General features: G+C 48.7%; 21 protein-coding genes. 11 read left to right on the forward strand and 10 right to left on the reverse strand.

Going from position 1 to position 23,702, the window contains the following annotated elements; genetic code table 11:
- The first annotated feature begins 584 nt into the window (after positions 1–584).
- Genes ASG34_RS04155 through ASG34_RS04170 form a run of 4 tightly spaced genes read left to right on the forward strand, consistent with a single transcriptional unit; the run spans position 585 to position 6,471 of the window.
- Positions 585–1,835: a TolC family protein gene (locus ASG34_RS04155; protein ID WP_229007909.1), complete on the forward strand. Its 1,251-nt coding sequence runs from the start codon at positions 585–587 to the stop codon at positions 1,833–1,835.
- Positions 1,836–1,845: 10 nt separating this feature from the next.
- Positions 1,846–2,997, forward strand: a complete 1,152-nt coding sequence (locus tag ASG34_RS04160; RefSeq protein WP_055826809.1) for an efflux RND transporter periplasmic adaptor subunit — start codon at positions 1,846–1,848, stop codon at positions 2,995–2,997.
- A gap of 3 nt (positions 2,998–3,000) precedes the next feature.
- On the forward strand, positions 3,001–6,102 hold the full coding sequence (locus ASG34_RS04165) for an efflux RND transporter permease subunit (RefSeq protein WP_055826812.1): 3,102 nt from the start codon (positions 3,001–3,003) through the stop codon (positions 6,100–6,102).
- A gap of 36 nt (positions 6,103–6,138) precedes the next feature.
- A complete protein-coding gene (locus ASG34_RS04170; protein ID WP_055826814.1) occupies positions 6,139–6,471 on the forward strand; it encodes a P-II family nitrogen regulator in 333 nt (110 codons plus the stop codon).
- 65 nt (positions 6,472–6,536) lie between these two features.
- Here the strand turns inward: ASG34_RS04170 and ASG34_RS04175 are convergent, their stop codons facing one another.
- From ASG34_RS04175 to dapA, 3 genes are read right to left on the reverse strand one after another with little or no spacing between them, the layout of a single operon-like run.
- Positions 6,537–7,304 (reverse strand): MBL fold metallo-hydrolase, encoded by a 768-nt coding sequence (locus tag ASG34_RS04175; RefSeq protein ID WP_055826815.1) that lies wholly within the window; start codon positions 7,302–7,304, stop codon positions 6,537–6,539.
- A gap of 11 nt (positions 7,305–7,315) precedes the next feature.
- Positions 7,316–8,572, reverse strand: a complete 1,257-nt coding sequence (gene bamC / locus ASG34_RS04180) for an outer membrane protein assembly factor BamC (RefSeq protein WP_055827391.1) — start codon at positions 8,570–8,572, stop codon at positions 7,316–7,318.
- A gap of 18 nt (positions 8,573–8,590) precedes the next feature.
- On the reverse strand, positions 8,591–9,469 hold the full coding sequence (gene dapA / locus ASG34_RS04185) for a 4-hydroxy-tetrahydrodipicolinate synthase (protein WP_055826816.1): 879 nt from the start codon (positions 9,467–9,469) through the stop codon (positions 8,591–8,593).
- A gap of 292 nt (positions 9,470–9,761) precedes the next feature.
- Here dapA and rsxB point away from each other — a divergent pair, with 292 nt between their 5' ends.
- From rsxB to ASG34_RS04205, 4 genes are all read left to right on the forward strand, one after another.
- Positions 9,762–10,460, forward strand: coding sequence for an electron transport complex subunit RsxB (gene rsxB, locus ASG34_RS04190; protein ID WP_055826817.1), 699 nt, complete (start codon positions 9,762–9,764; stop codon positions 10,458–10,460).
- A gap of 41 nt (positions 10,461–10,501) precedes the next feature.
- On the forward strand, positions 10,502–11,161 hold the full coding sequence (gene nth / locus ASG34_RS04195) for an endonuclease III (protein WP_055826818.1): 660 nt from the start codon (positions 10,502–10,504) through the stop codon (positions 11,159–11,161).
- A gap of 2 nt (positions 11,162–11,163) precedes the next feature.
- Positions 11,164–11,613 (forward strand): DUF1841 family protein, encoded by a 450-nt coding sequence (locus ASG34_RS04200; RefSeq protein WP_055826819.1) that lies wholly within the window; start codon positions 11,164–11,166, stop codon positions 11,611–11,613.
- A gap of 500 nt (positions 11,614–12,113) precedes the next feature.
- Positions 12,114–12,581, forward strand: coding sequence for a MarR family winged helix-turn-helix transcriptional regulator (locus ASG34_RS04205; protein ID WP_055826821.1), 468 nt, complete (start codon positions 12,114–12,116; stop codon positions 12,579–12,581).
- An 87-nt stretch (positions 12,582–12,668) separates the two neighbouring features.
- On the opposite strand, the gene ASG34_RS04210 is transcribed toward ASG34_RS04205, so the two are convergent.
- The 3 genes from ASG34_RS04210 to ASG34_RS04220 form a co-directional block, all read right to left on the reverse strand.
- Positions 12,669–12,857: a DUF1289 domain-containing protein gene (locus tag ASG34_RS04210; protein ID WP_055826822.1), complete on the reverse strand. Its 189-nt coding sequence runs from the start codon at positions 12,855–12,857 to the stop codon at positions 12,669–12,671.
- A gap of 46 nt (positions 12,858–12,903) precedes the next feature.
- On the reverse strand, positions 12,904–15,642 hold the full coding sequence (gene secA, locus ASG34_RS04215) for a preprotein translocase subunit SecA (protein WP_055826824.1): 2,739 nt from the start codon (positions 15,640–15,642) through the stop codon (positions 12,904–12,906).
- Positions 15,643–15,748: 106 nt separating this feature from the next.
- Complete coding sequence (locus ASG34_RS04220; protein ID WP_055826827.1) at positions 15,749–16,651, reverse strand: M23 family metallopeptidase; 903 nt, start codon at positions 16,649–16,651, stop codon at positions 15,749–15,751.
- A gap of 114 nt (positions 16,652–16,765) precedes the next feature.
- Between ASG34_RS04220 and ASG34_RS04225 the strand changes: the two genes are divergently transcribed.
- Both ASG34_RS04225 and ASG34_RS04230 read left to right on the forward strand, forming a co-directional pair.
- On the forward strand, positions 16,766–17,212 hold the full coding sequence (locus ASG34_RS04225; RefSeq protein ID WP_055826831.1) for a DciA family protein: 447 nt from the start codon (positions 16,766–16,768) through the stop codon (positions 17,210–17,212).
- A 237-nt stretch (positions 17,213–17,449) separates the two neighbouring features.
- Complete coding sequence (locus ASG34_RS04230; RefSeq protein ID WP_055826833.1) at positions 17,450–19,480, forward strand: sodium-translocating pyrophosphatase; 2,031 nt, start codon at positions 17,450–17,452, stop codon at positions 19,478–19,480.
- Between the two features lie 71 nt (positions 19,481–19,551).
- Here the strand turns inward: ASG34_RS04230 and ppa are convergent, their stop codons facing one another.
- The 4 genes from ppa to gap all read right to left on the reverse strand — a co-directional run bounded on the left by ppa (position 19,552) and on the right by gap (position 22,539).
- On the reverse strand, positions 19,552–20,100 hold the full coding sequence (gene ppa / locus ASG34_RS04235) for an inorganic diphosphatase (protein ID WP_055826835.1): 549 nt from the start codon (positions 20,098–20,100) through the stop codon (positions 19,552–19,554).
- 70 nt (positions 20,101–20,170) lie between these two features.
- A complete protein-coding gene (locus tag ASG34_RS04240) occupies positions 20,171–20,467 on the reverse strand; it encodes a YkvA family protein (protein ID WP_055826839.1) in 297 nt (98 codons plus the stop codon).
- 12 nt (positions 20,468–20,479) lie between these two features.
- Entirely contained in the window at positions 20,480–21,379 is a 900-nt protein-coding gene (locus tag ASG34_RS04245; protein WP_055826841.1) for a phosphoribosylaminoimidazolesuccinocarboxamide synthase, read from the reverse strand.
- A gap of 101 nt (positions 21,380–21,480) precedes the next feature.
- Positions 21,481–22,539 (reverse strand): type I glyceraldehyde-3-phosphate dehydrogenase, encoded by a 1,059-nt coding sequence (gap, locus tag ASG34_RS04250; RefSeq protein ID WP_055826844.1) that lies wholly within the window; start codon positions 22,537–22,539, stop codon positions 21,481–21,483.
- A gap of 151 nt (positions 22,540–22,690) precedes the next feature.
- Between gap and ASG34_RS04255 the strand changes: the two genes are divergently transcribed.
- Positions 22,691–23,680 (forward strand): sensor domain-containing diguanylate cyclase, encoded by a 990-nt coding sequence (locus ASG34_RS04255; RefSeq protein WP_055826848.1) that lies wholly within the window; start codon positions 22,691–22,693, stop codon positions 23,678–23,680.
- Positions 23,681–23,702 lie beyond the last annotated feature (22 nt).

Genomic DNA, 23,702 nt, shown 5'->3' on the forward strand with positions numbered 1-23,702 from the left:
ATTCGCCATCCCGACTGAGGTTGAATCCAAAAATAAGTCATCTCAGATATGTATTAAATCAATAGGTTAAGCACGCATTCATCATTGGTACGGTACTTGCTCATTTCCATGAAAAGACGCGATACCTCCCGGTGCTGATTTTGTACATGCAAAAAATTTTTTATTTTCTACATTTGTTGTGCCTAGTGTTCGCATTGCAGACAACTGCTGCTGAGCCGGTAGTCACAACCACGCTGCTACAAACAGGTACTTCCGCAATCGTTATGTCCAACGCACTAGATGATACGTTGTCCGCGGACTTTGGCGATATAAGCAGTTGTATCGATATGCTTGAAGTGGCTGAGGTTGATGTAGATAAAATCACCCTGCCCGCTTTCAGCTACCCCCTGCATATAAGCTCCCATCAAGCACCCGAGCATCATTTACCTGATTATCATCCCCTCTTCGCTTTCTGGCTGGACCGGCCTCCCCAACTCGCTTAGCACTATCCTCCCTCTATCAACATTGTTGTTTTAGAGTGCAATATTAATTATTAATTAAGGTGACTATGTCATGATAGGCAAAGTCATCTGAGAAGGATTGTTATGTTAAGTCATACCCGCTGGCGGAAAGCGTGCAGACTCCTGTGGTTGTCTTGCCTGATCTCACCAATAGCCTTTGCTGAACCAACGTTTGACCTGAAAACCCTGCTGGATAAAGCCATCGCCGAAAACCCGACAATGGCGGTCAGCAAGGCCCAGATTGAAGCTGCTGCGGCAGGCATCACCGTTGCAAGATCTTTTTCTAACCCTGATCTCGAAATCATGGCAGGCCCGGCAAGATACCGTGGTGTCCCAACACCAGGCGCAAGCGAAAGAAACTATGGTGTCACCCTTTCGCAACCGCTGGAATTTCCTGGCACTCGTGCTTCACGCAGGGAGCTTGCTGAGCAGCAACTCACCTATGCTGAGAAGGGCATACAAACAACCGGTTTTGATCTTCGCAACCTGATCAAGCAAGCATATTTAACAGTACAGCTTCGCCAGCAAGTACTTGAGATGTTTGGTGCCAACCTGAATGTATTGCGGGAGATTCAAAGCAAGATCAAACGCAAAGTAGATGTTGGCGAAGCGGCCAGATACGAATTGATCAAGGCAGATACCGAATTACTGGTAGCTGAACGGGACTATGCCAGTGCACAAACACGCATCGATGAAGCGAAAGCCATCTTACGCGGCATGATAGGGAATATGCCGGATGACTTTGACATCAAACCTCAATCTCCCGTCATTGCCCCCTTGCCAGACATCGTAACTTTACGCCAGTCTGCAGAAAACAATCCTTATCTACAGCAACTGATCACCGCCAAGGATGGCGCAGAAGCCAGGTTAAAACTCGAGAAGGATTTACGCTTTCCCGGGCTGACATTAAAGTCTGACTTCACCCAGGATCCCGACCTGAATACGTTCAGGGTAGGTGTTGTGGTGCCATTGCCGGTATGGAACCGGCGTGAAGGCCAGATCGCCCAAGCTGCTGCCGGCATCGATGAAGCAGACGCCAATATCAAATTGCAAAAGCAAGTGCTACGCAAGGAAATCGACAGTGCTTACCAGCGGAATGTCATTGCCAGCAACCAGCTCAAAGTGTTTGAAAATGGTTTATTGCAACAATCGGAAGCCACGCTCAGCCGTGCTGAAGCCGCCTATAAATTTGGAGAACGCGGTATCCTGGAATATCTGGATGCGCAACGCGTCAATCGTGATGTCAGACGTGACTATCTGATTGCCAAATTCGATTATTTTTTCAGTGTATTGCAAATCGAACGTTTCATCGGTTCTGATTTGGTCCAACCATAAGGGAATGGTCATGTCTCGTATTTTAATTTCAACTTTGTTCACCGCCGCACTGGCGGTGATGTCCACCGCGTGCTCAGAAAAACCGGCACCGGCTCCTGAAACCAAAGCAGTGGTAGACCCTAACCTGGTGACACTCACCCCTGAACTGGAAGCCAATATCAAGATTGGGGCCGTCGACGAAGTGCAGTTTATCGATACCTTACGCATCCCGGGCCGCATTCAGGTAGATGAGCAATATGAGTCCAGGGCTGGCGCTTCCATCACTGGCCGTATCAGTACACTGGATGTAAATCTAGGCGACGAGGTCAAAGCCGGTCAGCGTCTGGCCACTATAAAAAGTACTGAACTCGCCCAATATCAATTGAATTACATCAAAGCCAGCCAGCAGGTGCAATTGCAGACCAAAGCGGTTGACCGTGCCAGACAATTGCTGGAAGCCGATGTCATCAGCCAGGCAGAGCTGCAACGCCGTGAAGGTGAATTGCATGCGGCTAATGCCGAAGTGAATGCCGCGCGTGACCAGTTAGTGGTGCTGGGCATGGCACCTGGCAGCATTTCGAAACTGGGTTTGCAAAACAGCGGCATGTCTACCAGCCAGGTAAATTCGAAAATCAGCGGTACCGTGATTGCACGTAAAGCACGGCTGGGACAAGTCGTGGCCCCAGCTGAAGAGTTGTTTGTGATTGCTGACCTGTCGCACGTCTGGGCGGTAGCAGAAATTCCTGAGCAGCAGATTGCCCATATCAGGGAAGGCCAGTCCCTGAACATAGAAGTGCCTGCACTGGATGATGTTGAACTGACCGGCACCCTGGCTTTTGTCGGCGATATCGTGAACCCTGCCACACGCACGGTGATGGCACGTGCCAATATCAGCAATAACAAGATGCTGTTGAAACCTGACATGCTGATCACGATACTGCTGGAGGCCAAACCGGAAAAAGTCATTGCGATTCCTTCCACTGCAATCGTGCGTGAAAACAATGCTGACCATGTATTTTCACAAACGCTTAAATCCAAACAGTTCAAATTGTTACCTGTCACATTGGGTAGAACTTATGATGACAAAAGAGAAGTATTACAAGGACTGCAACCTGGTGATCAAATCGTGCTGGACGGCGCTTTTCACGTGAACAACGAGCGTAAGCGCAAGGAAATGGAGTAAAGCATGATTGAATCGATGATTAGGGGCGCTCTAAAACAGCGCCTGATTGTGCTGGTAATTGCCATCGCACTGATTGGAGCCGGCTTATTTGCAGTACAGAAACTGTCTGTGGATGCTTTTCCTGATGTGACCAATGTGCAGGTGATGATTGCTACGCAAGCCACAGGAAAATCACCGGAAGAAGTTGAGCGTTTTATCACGGTACCTCTGGAAATCGCAATGACCGGCCTGCCCGGTCTGACAGAAATGCGTTCGGTCAACAAGAATGCTCTGTCACTGATTACCCTGGTATTCACGGACAGCACCGATGTGTATTTTGCCCGGCAACTGGTGATGGAACGCCTGATGGAAGTCATGGAACGCATGCCTGTCGGGGTCACACCTATTCTTGGGCCAGTCTCCACCGGCTTGGGTGAAGTTTACCAATTCACGCTGGACAAACCGAGTGATGGCAAAAAGGAGCTGACGCGGGAAGACCTGACCGAGAGGCGCGCCATCCAGGACTGGGTTGTGCGTCCATTGTTGCGCGGCATACCCGGCATTGCCGAAATCAACTCACAAGGCGGTTACGTCAAACAATACCAGGTGCTGGTCAACCCTGACCGGATGACGCACTTTTCTATTAAGCTCAAAGATGTCTACGAAGCATTGGCACGTAACAATGCCAATAGTGGTGGTGGCATTCTTCCTCACTATGCAGAGCAATACCTGATTCGTGGCGTTGGCCTGGTGCAAAACCTGGATGACATCCGCAATATGGTGCTCAAGGAAGAGAACGGAACGCCGGTCTATATCCGCGATGTGGCAGAAGTGACCATAGGCCATGAAGTACGTGTCGGCGTGGTACTCAAAAATGGTGATACCGAATCGGTTGGCGGCATTGCGATCATGATGCGCGGCGGTAACGCCAAAGAAGTGGTGAGTCGTATCAAAGCCCGTGTAGAGGAAATCAACAGCAAGGGCATGTTACCGCATGGCCTGCAAATTGTGCCTTATTATGACCGTAGCGAACTGGTTGACGCCGCGCTGCACACTGTCACCAAAGTGCTGATTGAAGGCATTATCCTGGTAGTGGTTATCCTGTTCCTGTTCCTGGGCGACGTACGTTCCAGCCTGATCGTGGTGGGTACATTAATCCTCACTCCGCTGATCACTTTTATGGTGATGAATCATTACGGTATTTCTGCCAACCTGATGTCACTGGGTGGCCTGGCGATTGCGGTTGGTTTGATGGTCGATGGCTCAGTGGTGGTGGTTGAAAACGCCTTTCACCATCTTGGGCATCGCAAGGACGAGAGCAAAATCCGTGTCGTTCTGGAAGCTGCCAGTGAAGTGGCCACACCGGTATTATTTGGTGTAGGCATTATCATCCTGGTGTTCTTGCCGCTGATGACTCTCGAAGGCATGGAGGGCAAGATGTTTGCGCCGCTGGCGTATACCATTGCTATCGCCCTGTTTGTCTCGCTGGTGTTATCACTGACGATGACGCCAGCGCTCTGCTCCTATTTTCTAAAAGGCGGTAGCGGCGAAGATACCAAGCTAATACAGACGATCAAGAAACCTTACTTGTCCGCCTTGACCTGGGTACTCCATAACGAGAAGAAAACAATTCTCTTCTCGGCCCTTCTGTTTGTCGGCACGATTGCACTGTTTCCTTTTTTGGGCACATCTTTCATCCCGGAAATGAAAGAAGGTTCTATCGTTCCAGGGATTAACCGGGTGCCCAACATTTCGCTGGAAGAATCCATGAAAATGGAAAATAAAGCGATGAAGCTGATTATGGAGCAAGTGCCAGGCGTTAAATCTGCCATTTCCGGGCTGGGACGTGGTGAAAGTCCGGCGGATGCACAGGCGCAAAACGAGTCCACCCCGATTATCAGCCTGAAACCGCGTGACGAATGGCCGGCAGGCTGGAATCAGGATGACATTGCCGAAAAAATGCGTGCTGTGCTCGAGAAAAATATTCCTGGCGTGCAAATTATCATGGCGCAACCGATTTCTGACCGTGTCGATGAATTGCTGACCGGCGTTCGTGCTGATGTGGCGGTCAAGATATTCGGCGAAGACCTGGATACGTTGAAACAGAAAGCGGATGAAATTGCCAAGATTGCCGGCACTGTCACTGGCGCAACCGAAATCAAGGTGGAAAAAGTATCAGGCCAACAATACCTGAATATCACGATTGACCGCCAGGCGATTGCCCGTCATGGTATTAATACTGCGGATGTCCACGATATCGTTGAAACGGCGATTGGTGGCAAAATCGCGACCGAAATTTTTGAAGGTCAACGCAGGTTCTCGGCGGCGGTGCGTTATCCGGAGTCTTTCCGTAATAACGAAGAAGCTATCCGCAATATTATGCTGACCTCGCCTAATGGTTCACGTGTGGCACTGGATGATGTGGCGGATATTGAGGTCAAGGATGGTCCGGCACAGATCAGCCGCGAACTGGCCAAGCGCCGTATTGTGATTGGTGTCAACGTGAAAGACCGGGACTTGGGTGGCTTTGTGGCAGAACTGCAGCAAGTTCTCGGACAAAGACTGCAACTACCAGATGGCTACTATCTTGAATACGGTGGCCAGTTCCAGAACATGGAACGCGCCATGGGTCACCTGATGGTCATCATTCCGGTCACCATTGCGGCGATTTTCTTCCTGCTATTCCTGCTGTTCCAGTCGATGCGCTTTGCCACCATGATTATTCTGGTATTGCCGTTTGCTTCGATTGGCGGCGTGATTGCCTTATTTATCACGGGTGAGTATTTGTCCGTACCGGCATCAGTTGGCTTTATTGCCTTGTGGGGGATTGCCGTGCTGAATGCGGTCGTACTGGTATCGTATATCCGCACCTTGCGTGATGAGGGCAAAAGCCAGATGGATGCGATCCTGCAAGGTTGTGCCCAGCGTTTCCGGCCGGTGATGATGACTGCCACTGTAGCCATGCTGGGCCTGGTACCTTTCCTGTTTGCCACTGGGCCAGGGTCAGAGGTACAGCGCCCACTGGCAATTGTTGTGATCGGCGGCTTGATCACTTCGACCCTGCTGACCCTTATTGTGGTACCAACGCTGTATCGTAAGTTTGAAGAAAGCAAGATAGAGGCATAATGCCGGCCAGTGAGTCAGTGCTCAAAAGGATATTTTATGAAAGAAATCAAAGCAGTCATACAGCCGGCCAGATTAGCAAAAATCCGCTCGGCACTGCGTAACATCAAAGGCTTCCCCGGCATGTCGGTTAACAAGGTTGAAGGCTGCGGGCACCATTTGCAAAAACCTAGCGTCGGCGTGCGGGAAGAACTGACGGATTACAGTCCTAAAGTGTATCTGTATATGGTGGTGCCAGATGAGCTGGTTGAAGGCGTGCTGCAAACTATCGTCGAGGTAGGGCACACCGGCAATATCGGTGACGGGATTGTATGGGTCACGCCGGTGGAGCGCATGATACGGTTATCTGAACAGATTCACGTGCTGGATTAAAAATCAGCGAGGTTAGCTTGATGTTAACCAATGCCATTTTCACAAGTGACAAGCTAACCTCGTATTTATAAGGCCCGCCAGTCCAGACCTTGCTCCTGGCTGGCGATTTGCACCCAGTCAGCTTCACATTGTAATACTTCACTCAACGCCTGCTTAGCCAAAGCAGGCGTATTATTTTTCTCGCTTAAATGCGCCGCCACTAAATGTTTCAGCTTGCTGTTATCCAGTTGCGCTAACAATTGCGCACTGGTCTGATTATCCAAGTGACCCAGCCAGCCACCGACACGCTTTTTTAGGGAGTAGGCATAAGGCCCGGTACGCAGCATTTCCAGGTCGTGGTTACATTCCAGAAGCAGGCCGTCACACCCTTGCAACATGGCGACAATGTGCGGCGTCACGCTACCAACATCCGTCAATACACCAAACTTGCGTACGCCATCGGAAAATACAAACTGGGCGGGTTCGCGCGCATCATGTGGCACCGGGTAAGGGCTTACCTCAATCTCTTCCAAGGCAAACGTTGTGTGGGCGTCAATGATATGTACAGAGACACTTTGAGAGGGAAGATAACGCTGGCACATCATATATGTGCCATGCGTTAACCATACCGGCACCTGATACCGCGCTGCAAGCTTAAAGGCACCGCGCGCATGGTCATCATGTTCATGCGTAATCAGGATACCTGTCAGCTGTTCAGGCTGCAGTCCCAGCCGACCTAACCGCTGCACCGTCTCCTTGACGCTAAACCCGCAGTCAAGCAAAAGCCGGGTTTCCCCGGCTTCCACTAGAGTCGCATTGCCTGCGCTGCCACTACCTAAAGAAGCAAACCGCACGCAGACCTTAATTACTTGAGTTGTTCATACAGCAAAGAAACAATCCGATTCGCCGTCGTGGACGTATTACGCTTGTTGTCAGCGGTCAATACATACACATCTGTGGTGTCATCGGCGTTTTCCAGCACCTGGATATGATACTGTTTACTGGATTTATCACCTTCTGCAGTACCTTTCCAGAATTTGGTCTTATCACCTTGCTTCACCTCAGAAGGGGTGGCAGTTTTTTCATCCTCATCACTGCCCCAGAACTTCAGGCGTTCGAGCAAGCCTTTTTTCTCCTTGATCGGGTCTTCAGCATCGGTGTCGGCATAACGAACGTAATAGATACCTTCGTTGCGGTTTTTATCTTCGGTCACAAACCCGATACGGTCTAACGACAGACCTACACGACGCCAGGCGCGATCAAATGGTTCATTCAATTTCAGCGTCACGCTCTGGTCAGCTTCTTTAACCACATCTGCACGTTTGTCTGAAGCTGCTTGCGTCATTACCTGGTCAGCTTTCTGTTCATCCAGGCCTAGCTTGACCATCATGCGCCGCAACAGCTCTGCATCAAGATCAGCATCAAACTCCTGACCGGCTGTATTTTTATTTTCTGCTGCATTAATACGATAACCGGTGTCAATTTTACCCAGCTGCGTGTTGACGTAATTCTTACCATCATCCGGCGCACCTGCCACCGTACGATGGGTCATGTAAATTTCGGTTGTACCGTCTTTTTCACCACGCTCCAGCCGGGTGCGGAATTTTCTTCTATCTGCAAAACCAGACAACTTATCCAGCCATGCATCAAACTTTTCGCCATAACCGCGATTATCTTCTTTAGGCTTAATCGCATCCGTCTGTAGCCACTCAGTCTCAATGACCCCAATTTCAGGATTTTCCACACGTACGGCAAAGCCCTGGTCCAGCCAGAAGTCGCGCACAATCGGCCACACTTTTTCCGGAGGTGCGTTGACTACCAGCCAGCGCTGGGTTCCGGCTTTCACCATACGCACATTCTTCATATCGCTCAGTACTGGTTGCGGGCCATTCTGCTCTTGCGCTTCCTGATTCTGGCTGTAGGTAGAATAGTTGGTCGCGCCTGGCACATTATAAGTACTACTTGTGCGCACTGAAGTCAGGTCAGGTGGCACTTCCAGTGATTTGGAACGTCCGGCACCCTTGTAATCAGAACTGTTATTTAAGAATGGTATCGAGTCGCAACTTGCCAACACGATGATTAAACACATCAGCAGCGTACGCTGTACAAACACATTACTCATGTAAGTCATTTTCCTCATTTAAGATGCGATTTCCGCCTGGTTCATGGCGTGACGTAGCACTTCATGATATTGGGTTGATAGATTCACCAGTGGTAAACGAATACCGGTAGCAATCAGACCCATTTGTTGTAACACCCATTTCACTGGAATAGGATTAGCCTCTACAAATAACTTTTGGTGCAAGCCAAACAGTTTGGCATTCGCTGCACGTGCACTCTCAAGATTACCTTTTAAAGCGGAATCACACATTTCATGCATCAATCCTGGTGCCACATTCGCCGTCACAGAAATGACGCCTTTGCCACCCAGCAACATCAACGCCAATGCACTCGCATCATCGCCGCTATACACAGCAAAATCTGCCGGCACGCGGAGCAATAAATCCGTACCGCGTTCTATGCCGCCTGTAGCATCTTTGATGCCTACAATGTTAGGTACACTGGCCAGGCGCAATACCGTTTCATTTGTCAGGTCGCAGCCTGTACGTCCTGGCACATTATAAAGAATTTGCGGGATATCAACGGCTTCAGCCACCGCTTTAAAATGCTGATACAAGCCTTCCTGTGAGGGCTTGTTGTAATAAGGCGCAACCAGCAGGCAAGCGTCTGCGCCAAGCGCTTTGGCTTTTGCAGTCAGTTCGATGGCTTCTGAAGTTGAGTTTGCTCCGGTACCTGCAATGACCGGGATACGCTTGGCTACATATTCAACCGTGGTCTTAATCAACGCACAATGCTCATCGACATCGACGGTTGGCGACTCACCTGTTGTGCCGACAATCACGATGCCGTCTGTGCCCGCTTCGATATGGAAATCGATCAGTTTTTTGAGGGCATCCAGATCCAAACGACCATCTTCAAACATTGGGGTTACAATTGCCACCAAACTGCCCGTTAACATACTTCTGCCATTCAACAATAAAGCGGTTATTTTAACTGATTATGCAACCGAACGCCAAGGAAGCCGACCGCAATACCATCATCCCTTGATGCTACCTAAATAACTGCAAACAATACGATTTCTCAACTAATCTTAGAAATCAAAAAAAGACAGTAATCTTGCTGGTAAAGCTTTCTTCTAAAGCCTTGAATCAAATAGCGCAACTTAGATTCAGCTATAATATGCCGATTGATAATTGAAGGTGGAAGAACGCTGACGACGTGACCTCATGCAACCATTAAGCCATGACGCGATGGCGACTCATACAGACGCTACCGCCAACAACCAGCACAGTTTAGATGACATTCTGATTGAGCGTATTGATGCAATATTGCCACAAACGCAATGTCAGCAATGCGGCTATGCCGGATGCAAACCTTATGCAACTGCTATCGTCCAGGGTTCGGCCAACATTAATCAATGCCCACCAGGTGGTGAAGCGGGCATACATGCTTTGTCGGTGATTTTAAATGTGCCTGACCTGCCCCTCAATACCGCACACGGCTTTACCAAACCCAAAGCGGTTGCTGTGATTGATGAGCAGCGTTGTATTGGTTGCACATTGTGCATTAAAGCATGCCCGGTCGATGCCATCTTAGGAGCATCCAAACACATGCATACGGTGATCAGCCAGGAATGTACCGGCTGTGAATTATGTTTAGCACCCTGCCCGGTCGATTGCATAACAATGCAGCCCTTGACTAAGCAACATGCAGAGACTGAGAAAGCTGCAGCCGCTCTGGCACGTCGACGTTATCAAAATCGACAAGCCCGACTGGAACGAGAAATAGAAACACGCGCACAGGGATTAGCTAAACGCAATCAGTCTATGGTTGTAGCTAGGGACCCATCAGTGAATGAGTCAATGTCCGCTTCCACTAACAATGACGCCATCAAAAAATCTGCCATTGCTGCGGCGATGGCACGCGTTAAAGCGCTAAAGTCAATCTAATAAAAATTCGTGATATGTACTCTTTTGACTAAGCTATTTGTATGAATGCCGCAAAAAGACTCGCTATTTTCCAGAGGCTGGCGCAAGCCATTCCTCACCCGGCTACCGAACTGGAATACACCACTACGTTTGAATTATTAATAGCAGTCATTCTCTCTGCCCAGGCTACGGATAAAGGCGTCAATATCGCCACGCGCAAGTTATTTAAAGTGGCCAACACACCGCAAGCCATTGTTGACTTGGGCATAGATGGACTTGAAAGCTACATTAAAACTATAGGTCTATATCGCGCCAAGGCACAAAATGTATTGAAATGTTGCCTGCAACTAATCTCGCTGCATGAGGGCCAAGTACCGGACAAGCGTGAAGCGTTGGAAGCGTTGGCAGGCGTGGGGCGCAAAACTGCCAATGTCATTTTGAATACGGCGTTTGGTCAGCCTACCATTGCTGTGGACACACATTTATTCCGCGTCGGAAACCGCACCAGACTGGCGCCAGGTAAGACGGTGCTTGAAGTCGAGCAGCGATTTTTAAGCACTACCCCAAAACAATTTTTACAGGATGCTCACCACTTGTTAATTTTGCATGGACGTTATACCTGCGTCGCGCGAAATCCCAAATGTGGCATCTGCTGCATAGTCGATTTATGCGAATACCGTGATAAACAAATACATCCGGTGTTGCCTCCAACAGGAAACTAAACATGGCTTTATTCAACCCTAGTCGAGACGAAGTCAGGCAATTTTTCTTTGATGCGTGGGCTAAATTCCAGCAGCAGAAAGTGCTGACCGGCCTTGAGAAAATGGCAGTCGGTATTATGCACCTGCATCCTGAATACCAAGCCATTCTGGACGCGCCGGAACAACATTTGCAACAAGCCTATTATCCGGAAATGGGCGAAACCAACCCATTTTTGCATATGAGCCTGCATCTATCCATACAAGAGCAGATCAGCATCAACCAGCCGGCCGGCATCACACAAGCTTATGGCAAACTATGTACCCGTTACCAAGAGGAGCATGAGGCACAACATGCTTTACTCGAATGCCTGGCAGAAACCATTTGGCTAGCACAGCGCAACCAGACCAGCCTCGATGTCGCGCATTACCTGCAATTGATAGAACAACGTGCAGGCAACACCTCATCCACCTGAATTCGAGACCGCTTGAGTCGACCTCTTGCAAAGCCATCCGGCCCCTCACCTATCAAAGAAACGGCCGATCTTGCTACATACCATCATCTATTGCTGATTTCATTACTATGATTTTACGGTTAAATAACTCGCCCAATCTGCAATACCCGATCACCTTTGCAAGCTACGCGTGAGTATGGATTAGTGACTTTGCATCAGCTTTATTTATCGCACGTATCAGTGATCTCTATCAATTAATAATGGGCCTGTCTCTTTTTTACAACAGGTCATTCTTAGCAACAGTTAGCATCAATTAGCACATGTATGTGGTAGGCCGCAAACTGAGGCCGTAATTGAAATCTATAGGAATTTTTCTAATTATTTTCAGTCCTAATTAAAACACATTGATTACCACAATAATAATTACCAGACAATTTTTTTGCATCTCCAGACCTTGCTGAACGAACTCTCCTTTCAGAAAATGGTAGAATGTCAACAAAGATTCTAAAAATATATTGATTATGCAGAATTCACTAGCAAAAGAAGCACTTAAGCAGTTCCGTATCATTTTTGGAGCTGTTAGACAGCATTTTAGAGAAATTGAATCAACTTGCGGCATTTCAGGATCCCAGCTATGGCTGTTACATGAAATTTCAACGCACCCGGAATTAGGGGTTTCAAGACTCGCAGAAAATCTGTCTATTCATCAATCTACCTGCAGTTTGCTAGTTGAAAAACTGGTCAAAAAGCAATTAGTTAAAAAACAGCGTTTGACTGAAGACCAGCGTAAGGTGGGTTTGTTGGTTACCCCGGCAGGACATGCAGTGCTGGCAAAAGCACCCCAACCAGTGGATGGCATTTTGCCGCAAGTGCTGGCATCGATGGAACTGGATGCGCTCAAAAACCTGAAAACCTCTTTGGAGCTGGTGGTTTCCAAACTGGATACTAAATCAGGCACCATGGGCAATCATCCTCTCGCAGACCTGTAATCTGCTTGGGGTAAGAAATAAAAAGCCGGCAGTGCCGGCTTTTTATTTAACTACGTCGTATACATTTATACCTAATACAAGAATCAATTAATCACCGAACACTGCCGCTTCGCGTGCAGATGCTTTCTTGATGACCTCGGACTTGGTTGCGTTATCCATATCCCACCACTGCTGGATCTCTTCCAGCGTGCGGTAACATCCTTCACAAAAACCGCTGGCATCATCAATACTACAAACGCCTATACATGGCGACGCAATAATAGCCTGATCAGACATTTTGTCCCTTTCCTACTAGCTTAATGTACCCCTTAATTTGGTGCATTTAGCTCAAAGCACCATGGCAATTTTTGAAACGTTTGCCTGAACCGCATGGACAGGGTTCATTACGGCCAACACGTACTCCTTCAGGCAAGTTTAACGGCTGTTTTTCAGCAGTCTCATTGCCACTATTGCTCAGAGCATTGTCGTAATCAGTGTGTTGATATTGCACATTGCCGACATCGGTAGCACGCAATGCTTCTTCAGCGCGACGTTCTTCTGCTTCAAGTTCTTCGCGTGAACGCACTTGCACCTGCATGGTAATTTTGGTGACTTCAGTTTTTACAGTATTCAGCAAAGACTCAAATAACTCGAATGCTTCGCGCTTGTATTCCTGTTTTGGATTCTTTTGCGCATAAGAGCGCAGGTGTATGCCCTGGCGCAGATGATCCAGCGCGGCCAAATGCTCACGCCAATGATTATCTAAGCTTTGCAGCATGACCGCACGCTCAAAATTACGCATGTTATCGTTACCGGCCAACGCTTCTTTGGAGGCATAGCTTTCATTCGCAGCTTCAACAATGCGTTCACGCAAACTTTCTGCATGTAAATCAGGATTGCTTTCCAGCCACTCACTCACTGGTAAAGGCAAGCTGGCATCTTCACGCAATGCGACTTCCAGCGCAGGCACATCCCACTGCTCCTCTACGCTGCCAGGAGGAATATGGGTATTGAACAAGCTATTGACGACATCCTCACGCATCGCGCGGATAGTTTGACCAACATCGACTGATTCCAGCAATTCGTTACGTTGTTCGTAGATGACCTTGCGCTGGTCATTCGACACATCATCGTATTCCAGCAATTGCTTGCGGATATCGAAGTTGCGGCCTTCCACTTTACGTTGCGCATTTTCAATCGCGCGTGTGACCATGGCATGCTCTATCGCTTCACCTTCAGGCATATTCAGGCGTGTCATAATCGCCGCGACGCGTTCGCCTGAGAAAATACGCAGTAACTGATCTTCAAGCGACAGGTAGAAACGGCTGGAACCTGGGTCACCCTGACGGCCAGAACGGCCACGCAGCTGGTTATCGACGCGGCGTGACTCATGGCGTTCGGTACCAATAATATGCAAGCCACCTGCGGCAAGCACTGCATCGTGGCGTTGCTGCCACTCCGCCTTCAGCTGCGCGATTTTTGTCGCTTTATCCGCATCATTTAAATTGGTATCGCTGTGAATAGCGTGAATTTCGCCTTCAGAATTACCGCCTAGGACAATGTCGGTACCACGACCTGCCATGTTGGTTGCAATGGTAATCATGCCGGGACGTCCGGCTTCGGCAACAATAGTCGCTTCGCGCTCGTGCTGCTTAGCATTAAGCACTTGATGTTCGAGTTTGGACTGCGTGAGAAGCTGCGAAATCAGCTCTGAGTTTTCAATCGATGTGGTACCGACCAACACTGGCTGCCCTTTAGCCTGGCATTGCTTGATATCTTCAATTACAGCCTTGTACTTTTCCATACCGGTGCGGTACACCTTGTCCATCGCATCCGAACGTTGCACAGGTCTGTGAGTAGGAATTACCACCGTTTCCAGCGCATAAATCTGGTTAAACTCGTAGGCCTCTGTATCGGCTGTACCCGTCATACCACTCAGTTTCTGGTACATGCGGAAGTAATTCTGGAACGTGATAGAAGCCAGTGTCTGGTTTTCTTTTTGGATCGCCACACCTTCCTTGGCTTCCACAGCCTGATGCAAACCATCTGACCAGCGACGACCCGGCATCATGCGGCCTGAGAATTCATCAACGATGACGATTTCATTATTACGTACAACATAATGCTGATCTCGATGGTAAAGGTTTTGCGCACGCAGTGAGGCATACAGATGATGCACTAACGTAATATTGGCTGGCTCATACAGGCTGGAACCCGCTGGTAACATGCCGGCTTGCTCGAGCAGTTGCTCGGCATGCTCATGCCCGGCTTCGCTCATAGTGACGCTTTGGGCTTTTTCATCCACCCAGAAATCGCCTTCGCCCTCTTCTTCTTGTTGACGTACCAGTTGCTTGGCGACTTCATTGATTGCACCGTACAGGTCCACACTGTGTTCAGCCTGGCCGGAGATGATGAGTGGCGTACGCGCCTCATCAATCAAAATGGAGTCAACTTCATCCACCAGCGCATAATGCAACGGACGTTGCACGCGTTCTTCTTTGCTGAACACCATGTTGTCGCGCAGGTAGTCAAAGCCGAACTCGTTATTAGTACCGTAAGTGATATCCGAGGCATAAGCTTGTTGCTTCGCATCATGCGGCATTTGCGAAAGATTAATACCGACGCTTAAGCCGAGGAAGTTGTACAGTTTACCCATCCATTCGGCATCGCGTTTAGCCAGGTAATCATTGACTGTAACGACATGCACACCTTTACCAGTCAATGCGTTAAGGTAAGTCGGCAAGGTCGCAACCAAAGTTTTACCTTCACCTGTACGCATCTCGGCGATTTTGCCAGCATGCAGTACCATGCCACCAATCAGTTGTACATCGAAATGACGCATGCCTAATGCACGCTTGCTGCCTTCACGAACTACGGCAAATGCTTCTGGCAACAATTTATCCAGTGTTTCACCTTGCGTATAGCGTTGCTTAAATTCCTCCGTTTTTGCCCGCAGCTGTTCATCACTTAGCGCCTGAATTTCAGGTTCCAAAGCGTTTACTTGTTTGACGGTTTGCTGATATTGCTTGACCAGGCGGTCGTTACGGCTACCAAAGAATTTTTTAAACAACGAGGCTAACATGAGTCACACCGATATCCGCCAGAGCGGGGTTAAAAGAATAAACTAGGATTGTATAAGATATAGAGGCGAATTGTCTTGATTATTGCACGCAAGCAATTGAATTCAGTCAGGAATGGTTCCTGAGATATTCACGGGGGTCGAGCGGGTTGCCGTTGAGGCGAATTTCATAATGCAAATGTGGGCCCGTAGAACGGCCAGTGCTACCAATCAATGCCACTTTCTGTCCCTTGGTTACGCGCTCACCTGCTTTAACGAGCAGTCTGGAATTGTGCGCATAACGGGTTTCCAGACCAGACCCATGATCGATCTTCAAAAGATTCCCGTAATCTGAAGTTTGTACAGCAGTAGTAACAATGCCGTCAGCTGCCGCATAAACCGGTGTGCCAGAAGCAGCCGGAAAATCTAAACCTTCATGAAAAGCACGATGCCCACTCATGGGGTCGATCCGCCACCCATAACTTGAAGAGCTAAATGCCGCGTCCACCGGACTGCTATTCGGCAACATTTCTCTTAACACACTTTTAAGTAGCAACTTTGCTTCTATCTTGCCCTGGTATTCATCACGGAAATCAAGGTCAGCCGACATTTGCTCAATAGTTGCTTTCAGGTCATCTTCGGTTAGGGGCGCATCCTTAACTAAAGGCCCGCCCTGGCCGAGCACTTCATTCACCGAGGTACGTTCGTTGATAGGCTCAGCGCTGGATTTAATCCCTGCCAGTTTGGATAAACGCTGGTTTTGCGCATCGAGGCGCAGAATACGCGCCTGTAATTCGCCAATTTGCTTCGCATAGGCATCCAGATGACTTTGTGTAGAAAGCATGGCACCTCTTAAATGGGGAGGCAGAATCGCTTTAACACCCTGACTTTTAATGACTTGTTGCGGTGTAATAAAAAACAAAGTCAGCACTACCGGCACAAGTATCAGCGCCAGCACCAGACCTACGCTTTCAAACATGCCTAGCGTCTTAGGCTTGGCCATTTTTTCTGAAACAATAATGATATTAATCATGCCAGGAACTCTCGCTTTTAGCCGAATACTCAAGGGAATGGCCCGTGAGAATAATCGGTGTAGTACAATATTCAAGCACTCTGCGGACAACCACGTAATTTAAAATCCAAACGCATGTTAAAAATCAATCGGATTTTCACAAACCATCACGAATTAAAACCTCTTTTAGAAGAGGCCAATGATCGTCAACAATTACAGCGGTTATGGTCTACGGTTGCCCCGGAACTATCTAAACTTTCTCATGTGCTGGCTTTGGAAGATGGCACACTCACAATCGGTGCTTATTCAGGTGCCGTTGCCAGCAAAATCAGGTTGTTAGAAACCGGATTGCTACGAAAAATCTGGGATTTTTGTCAAAATTCCCAGAAAAACAAAGGGTTAAACCTTAGCGCAATTAAAGTTAAAGTGCAAGTCAAATCTCGTCCAAAACCCAGACAGAAACGTATCCAGTCCCCGTCAGATCAAGCCCTGAGCACGCTGGAAGCATGCGCAGACAAGATTGAGAACCCAGCACTTGAAGCCGCTTTACGTCACTTTATTGACCGCCAGCGCGATACCTGACTCTTTTTTGCAAACCTTGCACCCTGTCGTCACCGAATCGTAGGTGCGTTTCACCGTTATGCTGCTTCTAATTGCACCTTACTTGTGCGCATTCTTTAAATAGTGCCATAATGCACCACGCTGTTACACTTCATTTACAACTCACATACCTAAGGAACGATTCAGCATTTACATCTTAAGTAACAGATTTAAGTAGTCATTACGTTCAACGCAGTTTCAAAAGGAACAGGAGAACACATGTCAGTCGCATTAATGTTGGCCATAGGCGCAGCAGTTTTGGCGGTACTTTATGGCGTAGTAATGAGTAAGTGGATTTCGGGATTACCTGCAGGCAACGCCCGCATGCAAGAAATTGCAGGGGCGATTCAACAAGGCGCGGCCGCCTACCTGGCCAGACAATACAAAACGATTGCCCTCGTCGGCGTCATTCTGGCTGTGCTTATTGGGATTTTCCTGGGCTTATACACCGCAATCGGGTTTGTGGTAGGCGCTGTGCTCTCGGGCGCTTGTGGGTTTATTGGAATGAATGTTTCCGTAAAAGCAAACGTGCGTACGGCACAAGCGGCCACCAATGGCATCGGGCCGGCGCTGGATGTCGCTTTTAAAGGCGGAGCAATTACCGGCATGCTGGTGGTAGGGCTGGGATTATTGGGTGTCGCCGGATTCTATATTTTTCTCGGTGCTGAACAGGCAACCGATTTGAATCCTTTAATCGGCCTCGCGTTTGGTTCATCACTGATTTCGATTTTTGCACGTTTGGGCGGCGGGATTTTCACCAAAGGCGCTGACGTTGGTGCCGACCTGGTGGGCAAGGTTGAAGCAGGCATTCCAGAAGATGATCCACGCAACCCGGCAGTGATTGCTGACAATGTAGGCGATAACGTTGGCGACTGTGCTGGCATGGCCGCCGATTTGTTTGAGACTTACGCCGTGACCCTGATTGCTACCATGGTGCTCGGTGGGCTAATGGCAGCTGAAGCGGGCGTCAACGGTGTGATATATCCGCTGCTGCTGGGTGCGGTATCTATCGTTGCCTCCATCATTGGCTGTTTCTTCGTAAAGGCATCGCCAGGCATGAAAAATGTAATGCCTGCGCTGTATAAGGGCTTGGCTGTAGCGGGTGTGCTGTCGCTTATTGCGTTTTACTTTGTCACGCAATATGCATTTCCGCAAGGTTACACTCACGGAGAAGTGACCGTATCCAACCTGGCGTTGTTTGGCGCTTGCGCAGTTGGGTTAGTACTCACTGCGGCACTGGTTTGGATCACAGAGTACTACACTGGTACTGACTACGCGCCGGTCAAGCACGTAGCACAAGCCTCCACCACTGGACATGCAACTAACATCATTGCGGGCATCGGCGTCTCCATGAAATCCACCGCCTTGCCAGTGCTTTCCGTTTGTGTAGCGATTTATGTGGCATTCCATCTGGCAGGGCTATATGGCGTTGCAATTGCTGCTATGGCCATGCTGAGCATGGCTGGCATCGTAGTGGCGCTGGATGCCTATGGCCCAATTACAGACAACGCAGGTGGCATCGCCGAAATGGCAGAATTGCCAAGTAGCGTGCGTGATGTCACTGACCCACTGGATGCGGTTGGCAATACCACCAAAGCCGTGACCAAAGGTTATGCGATTGGCTCTGCCGGACTGGCTTCGCTGGTTTTGTTTGCTGATTACACACATAAACTTGAAGGTGCCGGCATTACAGCCAGCTTTGATTTAAGCGATCCCAATGTGATTATTGGTTTGTTCCTCGGCGGCCTGATTCCCTTTCTGTTTGCGGCGATGGCGATGGAAGCCGTGGGTCGCGCCGCTGGCAGCGTGGTAGAAGAAGTGCGCCGCCAGTTCCGCGAAATCAAGGGCCTGATGGAAGGCACGGCCAAACCCGAATATGGCAAGGCAGTCGATCTGCTGACCACAGCGGCAATCAAGGAAATGATGATTCCTTCATTATTGCCAGTAGCTGCGCCAATACTGGTCGGCCTGTTCCTCGGCCCGGTTGCTTTAGGTGGCTTGCTGATGGGCACGATAGTCACGGGTTTATTTGTAGCAATTTCAATGTGTACTGGTGGTGGCGCCTGGGATAATGCCAAGAAATACATTGAAGATGGCCATCACGGCGGCAAAGGCTCAGATGCACACAAAGCCGCAGTGACCGGGGATACTGTAGGCGATCCTTACAAAGATACCGCCGGACCCGCTGTCAACCCGCTGATTAAGATTATTAACATCGTTGCATTATTGATTGTCCCGCTTCTACATTAATTCAATCGCGCTAAAACAAAAAAGTCGGCGATTGCCGACTTTTTTGTTTTCATTCAATTAACCATGAATATTTAGAATGCAGGCTTCACTTCTAAAGCGTTATAACGCTCCACGCCCCCAAGAATTTCAGCATGTGCCTCTTCAATGCCGGCCCAACCCTCAATCTTCACCCATTTGCCTTTATCCAGATCTTTGTAGTGTTCAAAGAAATGCGCAATCATGTCCAGGCGCCAAGGCGAAACATCACTTAATGTTCTTTGGTAAGCGTACAAACCGCATACTTTTTCAATAGGCACTGCCAGCACTTTGGCATCGCCACCGGCTTCATCAGTCATCTTCAGCATGCCCAATGGACGGCAACGCACCACTACGCCTGGCAGCAGTGGTACAGGTGTAATCACCAATACATCAACCGGGTCTCCATCATCACCCAAAGTGTGTGGAATGTAGCCATAGTTACATGGGTATTGCATGGAAGTACCCATAAAACGGTCAACAAACAATGCGCCGCTTTCTTTGTCTACTTCATATTTAACCGGGTCGCCATTGGCTGGAATTTCAATAATGACGTTAAAATCGTTCGGCAAGTCTTTGCCGCTTGCTACCAAATTCAATGACATCTTTTCAAACCTATTTCAAGAAAAGCCGCCATTATAGGCGATTAACATAAACCTTTGTTTGCAAACCGCATTATTTTTGATTTTCAGCAGCGCTTGCCTGATCTCGGCAAAATTGACGCACCTCAACCGGCGTTAATTTCAGAGCGAAGTAGAGCAATGTCGGGATAATCACCAGCTCATCAAGCTGGCCGATAATCGGGATAAAGTCCGGAATCAGGTCAAAGGGTAAAACCAGGTAGCCCATCGCCAGCCATAACAATCCTTTTGCCAACCTTGGGGTTTGCTGATGCGCATGTAGCGCCCGGTAAAACGCTAATTCTTGTTTGAATCTGCTGGCCAGGGTAGCCAGCTGTGCGCGAAAACTCATTAGTGTATTGAATTAATCGACTTGCAAGGTACGGCCAGTCAGCTTGGCGAATGCTTCCATATACTTATCAGAAGTTCGCTTCGCAATATCTGCTGGCAACTCCGGGCCCGGCGCTGTTTTATTCCAGTCACAAGTTTCCAGCCAGTCACGCACATATTGCTTGTCATAACTTGGGGGATTAGCACCTACCTGGTATTGATCAGCTGGCCAAAAACGCGATGAATCCGGTGTCAGCACTTCATCCATGACGTGCAATACACCATCTGCATCCACGCCAAATTCAAACTTAGTATCGGCAATAATAATGCCTTTGGTAAGCGCGTATTCAGCAGCTTGGGTATACAGCGCAATCGCCGCTTTTTCGACTTGGGCAGTCATATCCTTGCCAATCAACGCTTCGACTTGAGGAATACTGATATTTTCATCATGCTCGCCAACCTCAGCTTTGCTGGAAGGTGTAAATAAAGGGGCGGGTAATTGTTGTGCCAGTTGCAGCCCGGCAGGTAATGGAATGTCGCAAACGGTACCTTTGGCCTGATACTCTTTCCAGCCGCTACCGACCAGGTAACCACGCACAATCGCTTCCAGTGGCAATGCTTTCAGCTTTTTGACAACCACTGCACGGCCTTTGACTTGTTCAATTTCATCTGGGGCTACGACGGATTCCGGTGCTATTCCGGTCAGGTGATTGGGCACTACATTTGCCAGTTGTTCAAACCAGAAATTAGCCATTTGTGTCAGCATGGCACCTTTGTGTGGAATACCGGTTGGCAGAATCACATCAAACGCGCTCAATCGATCAGTACTGACAAGCAACATGGTTTGCGCGTCGATATCATAAATGTCGCGCACCTTGCCTTGATGCAATTTCTTCAGGCTTTTAATCGAAGTTTCCAGCAAAGGCGCACGCATAATATCTATCGCAAAAGTAAAACCGATATTATAAATGCACTGTTAGATGACTGGCGAACAATTTACCGTGGCATGTGGCTGAGTAATCAGCTTAAGACACGTTAAGCAGCTTCTGCCTCTACGGTTTGTTCTGGCAATTGCGTTATCACCAATTTGGCTTGTGCCACATAACTGGTTAGACGTAAAAGGTTGCAGGTGTAGCCATATTCGTTGTCGTACCAGCCGATCACTTTCACAAAAGTGGAATCGAGCATGATGCCGGCGCTGGCATCAAATACACTGGCTGCCGGATACCCACGGAAATCACTTGAGACCACTTGCTCTTCGGTATAGCCAAGCACGCCTTTTAAATCACGCTCGGAGGCAAATTTCATCGCCGCACAAATTTCTGTATATGAAGTTTCCTGTTCCAACTCCACAGTCAGGTCAACGACAGACACATCCGCTGAAGGGATACGCATCGCCATGCCCGTCAGCTTCTTGTTTAATTCAGGAATCACTTTACCGACTGCCTTTGCCGCGCCGGTGCTTGAAGGAATAATGTTTTCAAACACTCCACGCCCGCCGCGCCAGTCTTTTTTCGAGGTACCATCAACCGTTTTCTGCGTAGCCGTTGCCGCATGAATCGTCGTCATCAACCCACGCTTGACCCCAAACTGGTCTTGCAATACTTTTACGATAGGCGCCAGACCGTTGGTTGTGCAAGAAGCCGCAGATACAATCTCTTCGCCTTGGTAATCCAGGTGATTCACGCCAAAAACAAACATAGGGGTATCATCTTTACCTGGCGCCGATTGCACCACAATACTTGCACCTGCGGCAATATGCGCTGCACAAGATTCTTTTGTCAGAAAAACACCGGTACACTCAACCACCACATCGACTTCAACAGCTGCCCAGTCGATGTCCGCAGGATCTTTTTCGGCAGTCAAGCGTATTCTTTTGCCATCCACCACCAGAAAATCGCCCTCTAAGTGTGCATCATATGCCAGTCGGCCATGCACTGAATCATATTTCAGCATGTAGAGCATATGGTCCGGCTCCTCGATGCCATTGATGGCAACTACGTCCAGTTCATTGAACTCTGCCTGATTTAATGCGGCTCGCAGCACCATGCGGCCTATCCTGCCAAATCCGTTAATACCTACCCGAGTAGTCATTATTGATTTCTTTCATTGTTGGTTAGTTATCACACAAGCAATTTTAATGCTAATTTACATCACGAAAGTTAGACAGGCGGTTCCCGCTTGAATAGAATAAGACTGACACGCTATTCCCGTTGTAAGTTTCAGCAACCTTGTTGGATATTTTGTGGATATTGCAGAACAATTACTGAATGGTATTTTGGACACACTGCCACTGCAAATTGCAGTGATAGATGAGACGAGCAGCATTATTTATGTCAATCAGGCCTGGCGTTCATTCGGTTTGTTTTATGGTTTGGAGTTGGATACCGACTGGTTTGGTATTGCGTACCTGGACATCTGCCGTGCCAATGAAGATACTAATCTGCCACCATTGATTTCCGGCATTGAAAAAGTGTTAAGTGGCAAAGTCGGTCACTTCAGCATGGACTATCTGTGTCATACACCCACCAAACAACCCACCTGGCTCACTTTGAGCTTGCAGTCCATGCAAACATCTCTGGCTGATAACAAGCTTTTCTTGCTATCACTGACCAACATCACGCATCATAAGCAGGTTGAGGATCGCATCTCCGCGCTCACCCACACTGACCCGCTCACCGGCCTGGCTAATCGTCGCCGGTTAGAGCAATTCATGCGGGATGAATGGTCACGTGCCATCCGCCATCAATCCAGCTTAAGTGTGATGATGATAGATGCCGACCACTTCAAACAGCTGAATGACAGCATGGGGCATGCGGCCGGAGATGAGTGTTTGCGTAAGCTGGCAGGCATTTTAAAACGTTATAGCAACCGTCCCGGCGACATGGCTGCGCGCTATGGCGGCGAAGAGTTCGTGCTGATTCTGGGCCAGACCAACCAGCAGGAAGCGATTAAAATTGCCGAACGTATCCGCCAGAAAGTGATGGAGCTGGATATCCGCTTTGCCGGGCATCGCCTGATGACGATCAGCATCGGTATTGCGTCACTGGGCGTGCAGCATTCCACCACTCACAAAGAACAACATGCACGCAATCAGGCGCTGAATTTCAGTGAAGATGGTGACTTATTGCTGGAACAAGCTGATAAGGCACTGTATGTGGCGAAAAAACAAGGCAGGAACCGTGTTGAAGTGTATGACAAACATCACCGGTTGACTGTCCCGCTAACGTTTTAAAACATTAGCGGGAGAATGTATG

Source organism: Methylophilus sp. Leaf416 (assembly GCF_001424665.1).
In the GTDB taxonomy this organism is placed as follows: Bacteria; Pseudomonadota; Gammaproteobacteria; order Burkholderiales; family Methylophilaceae; genus Methylophilus.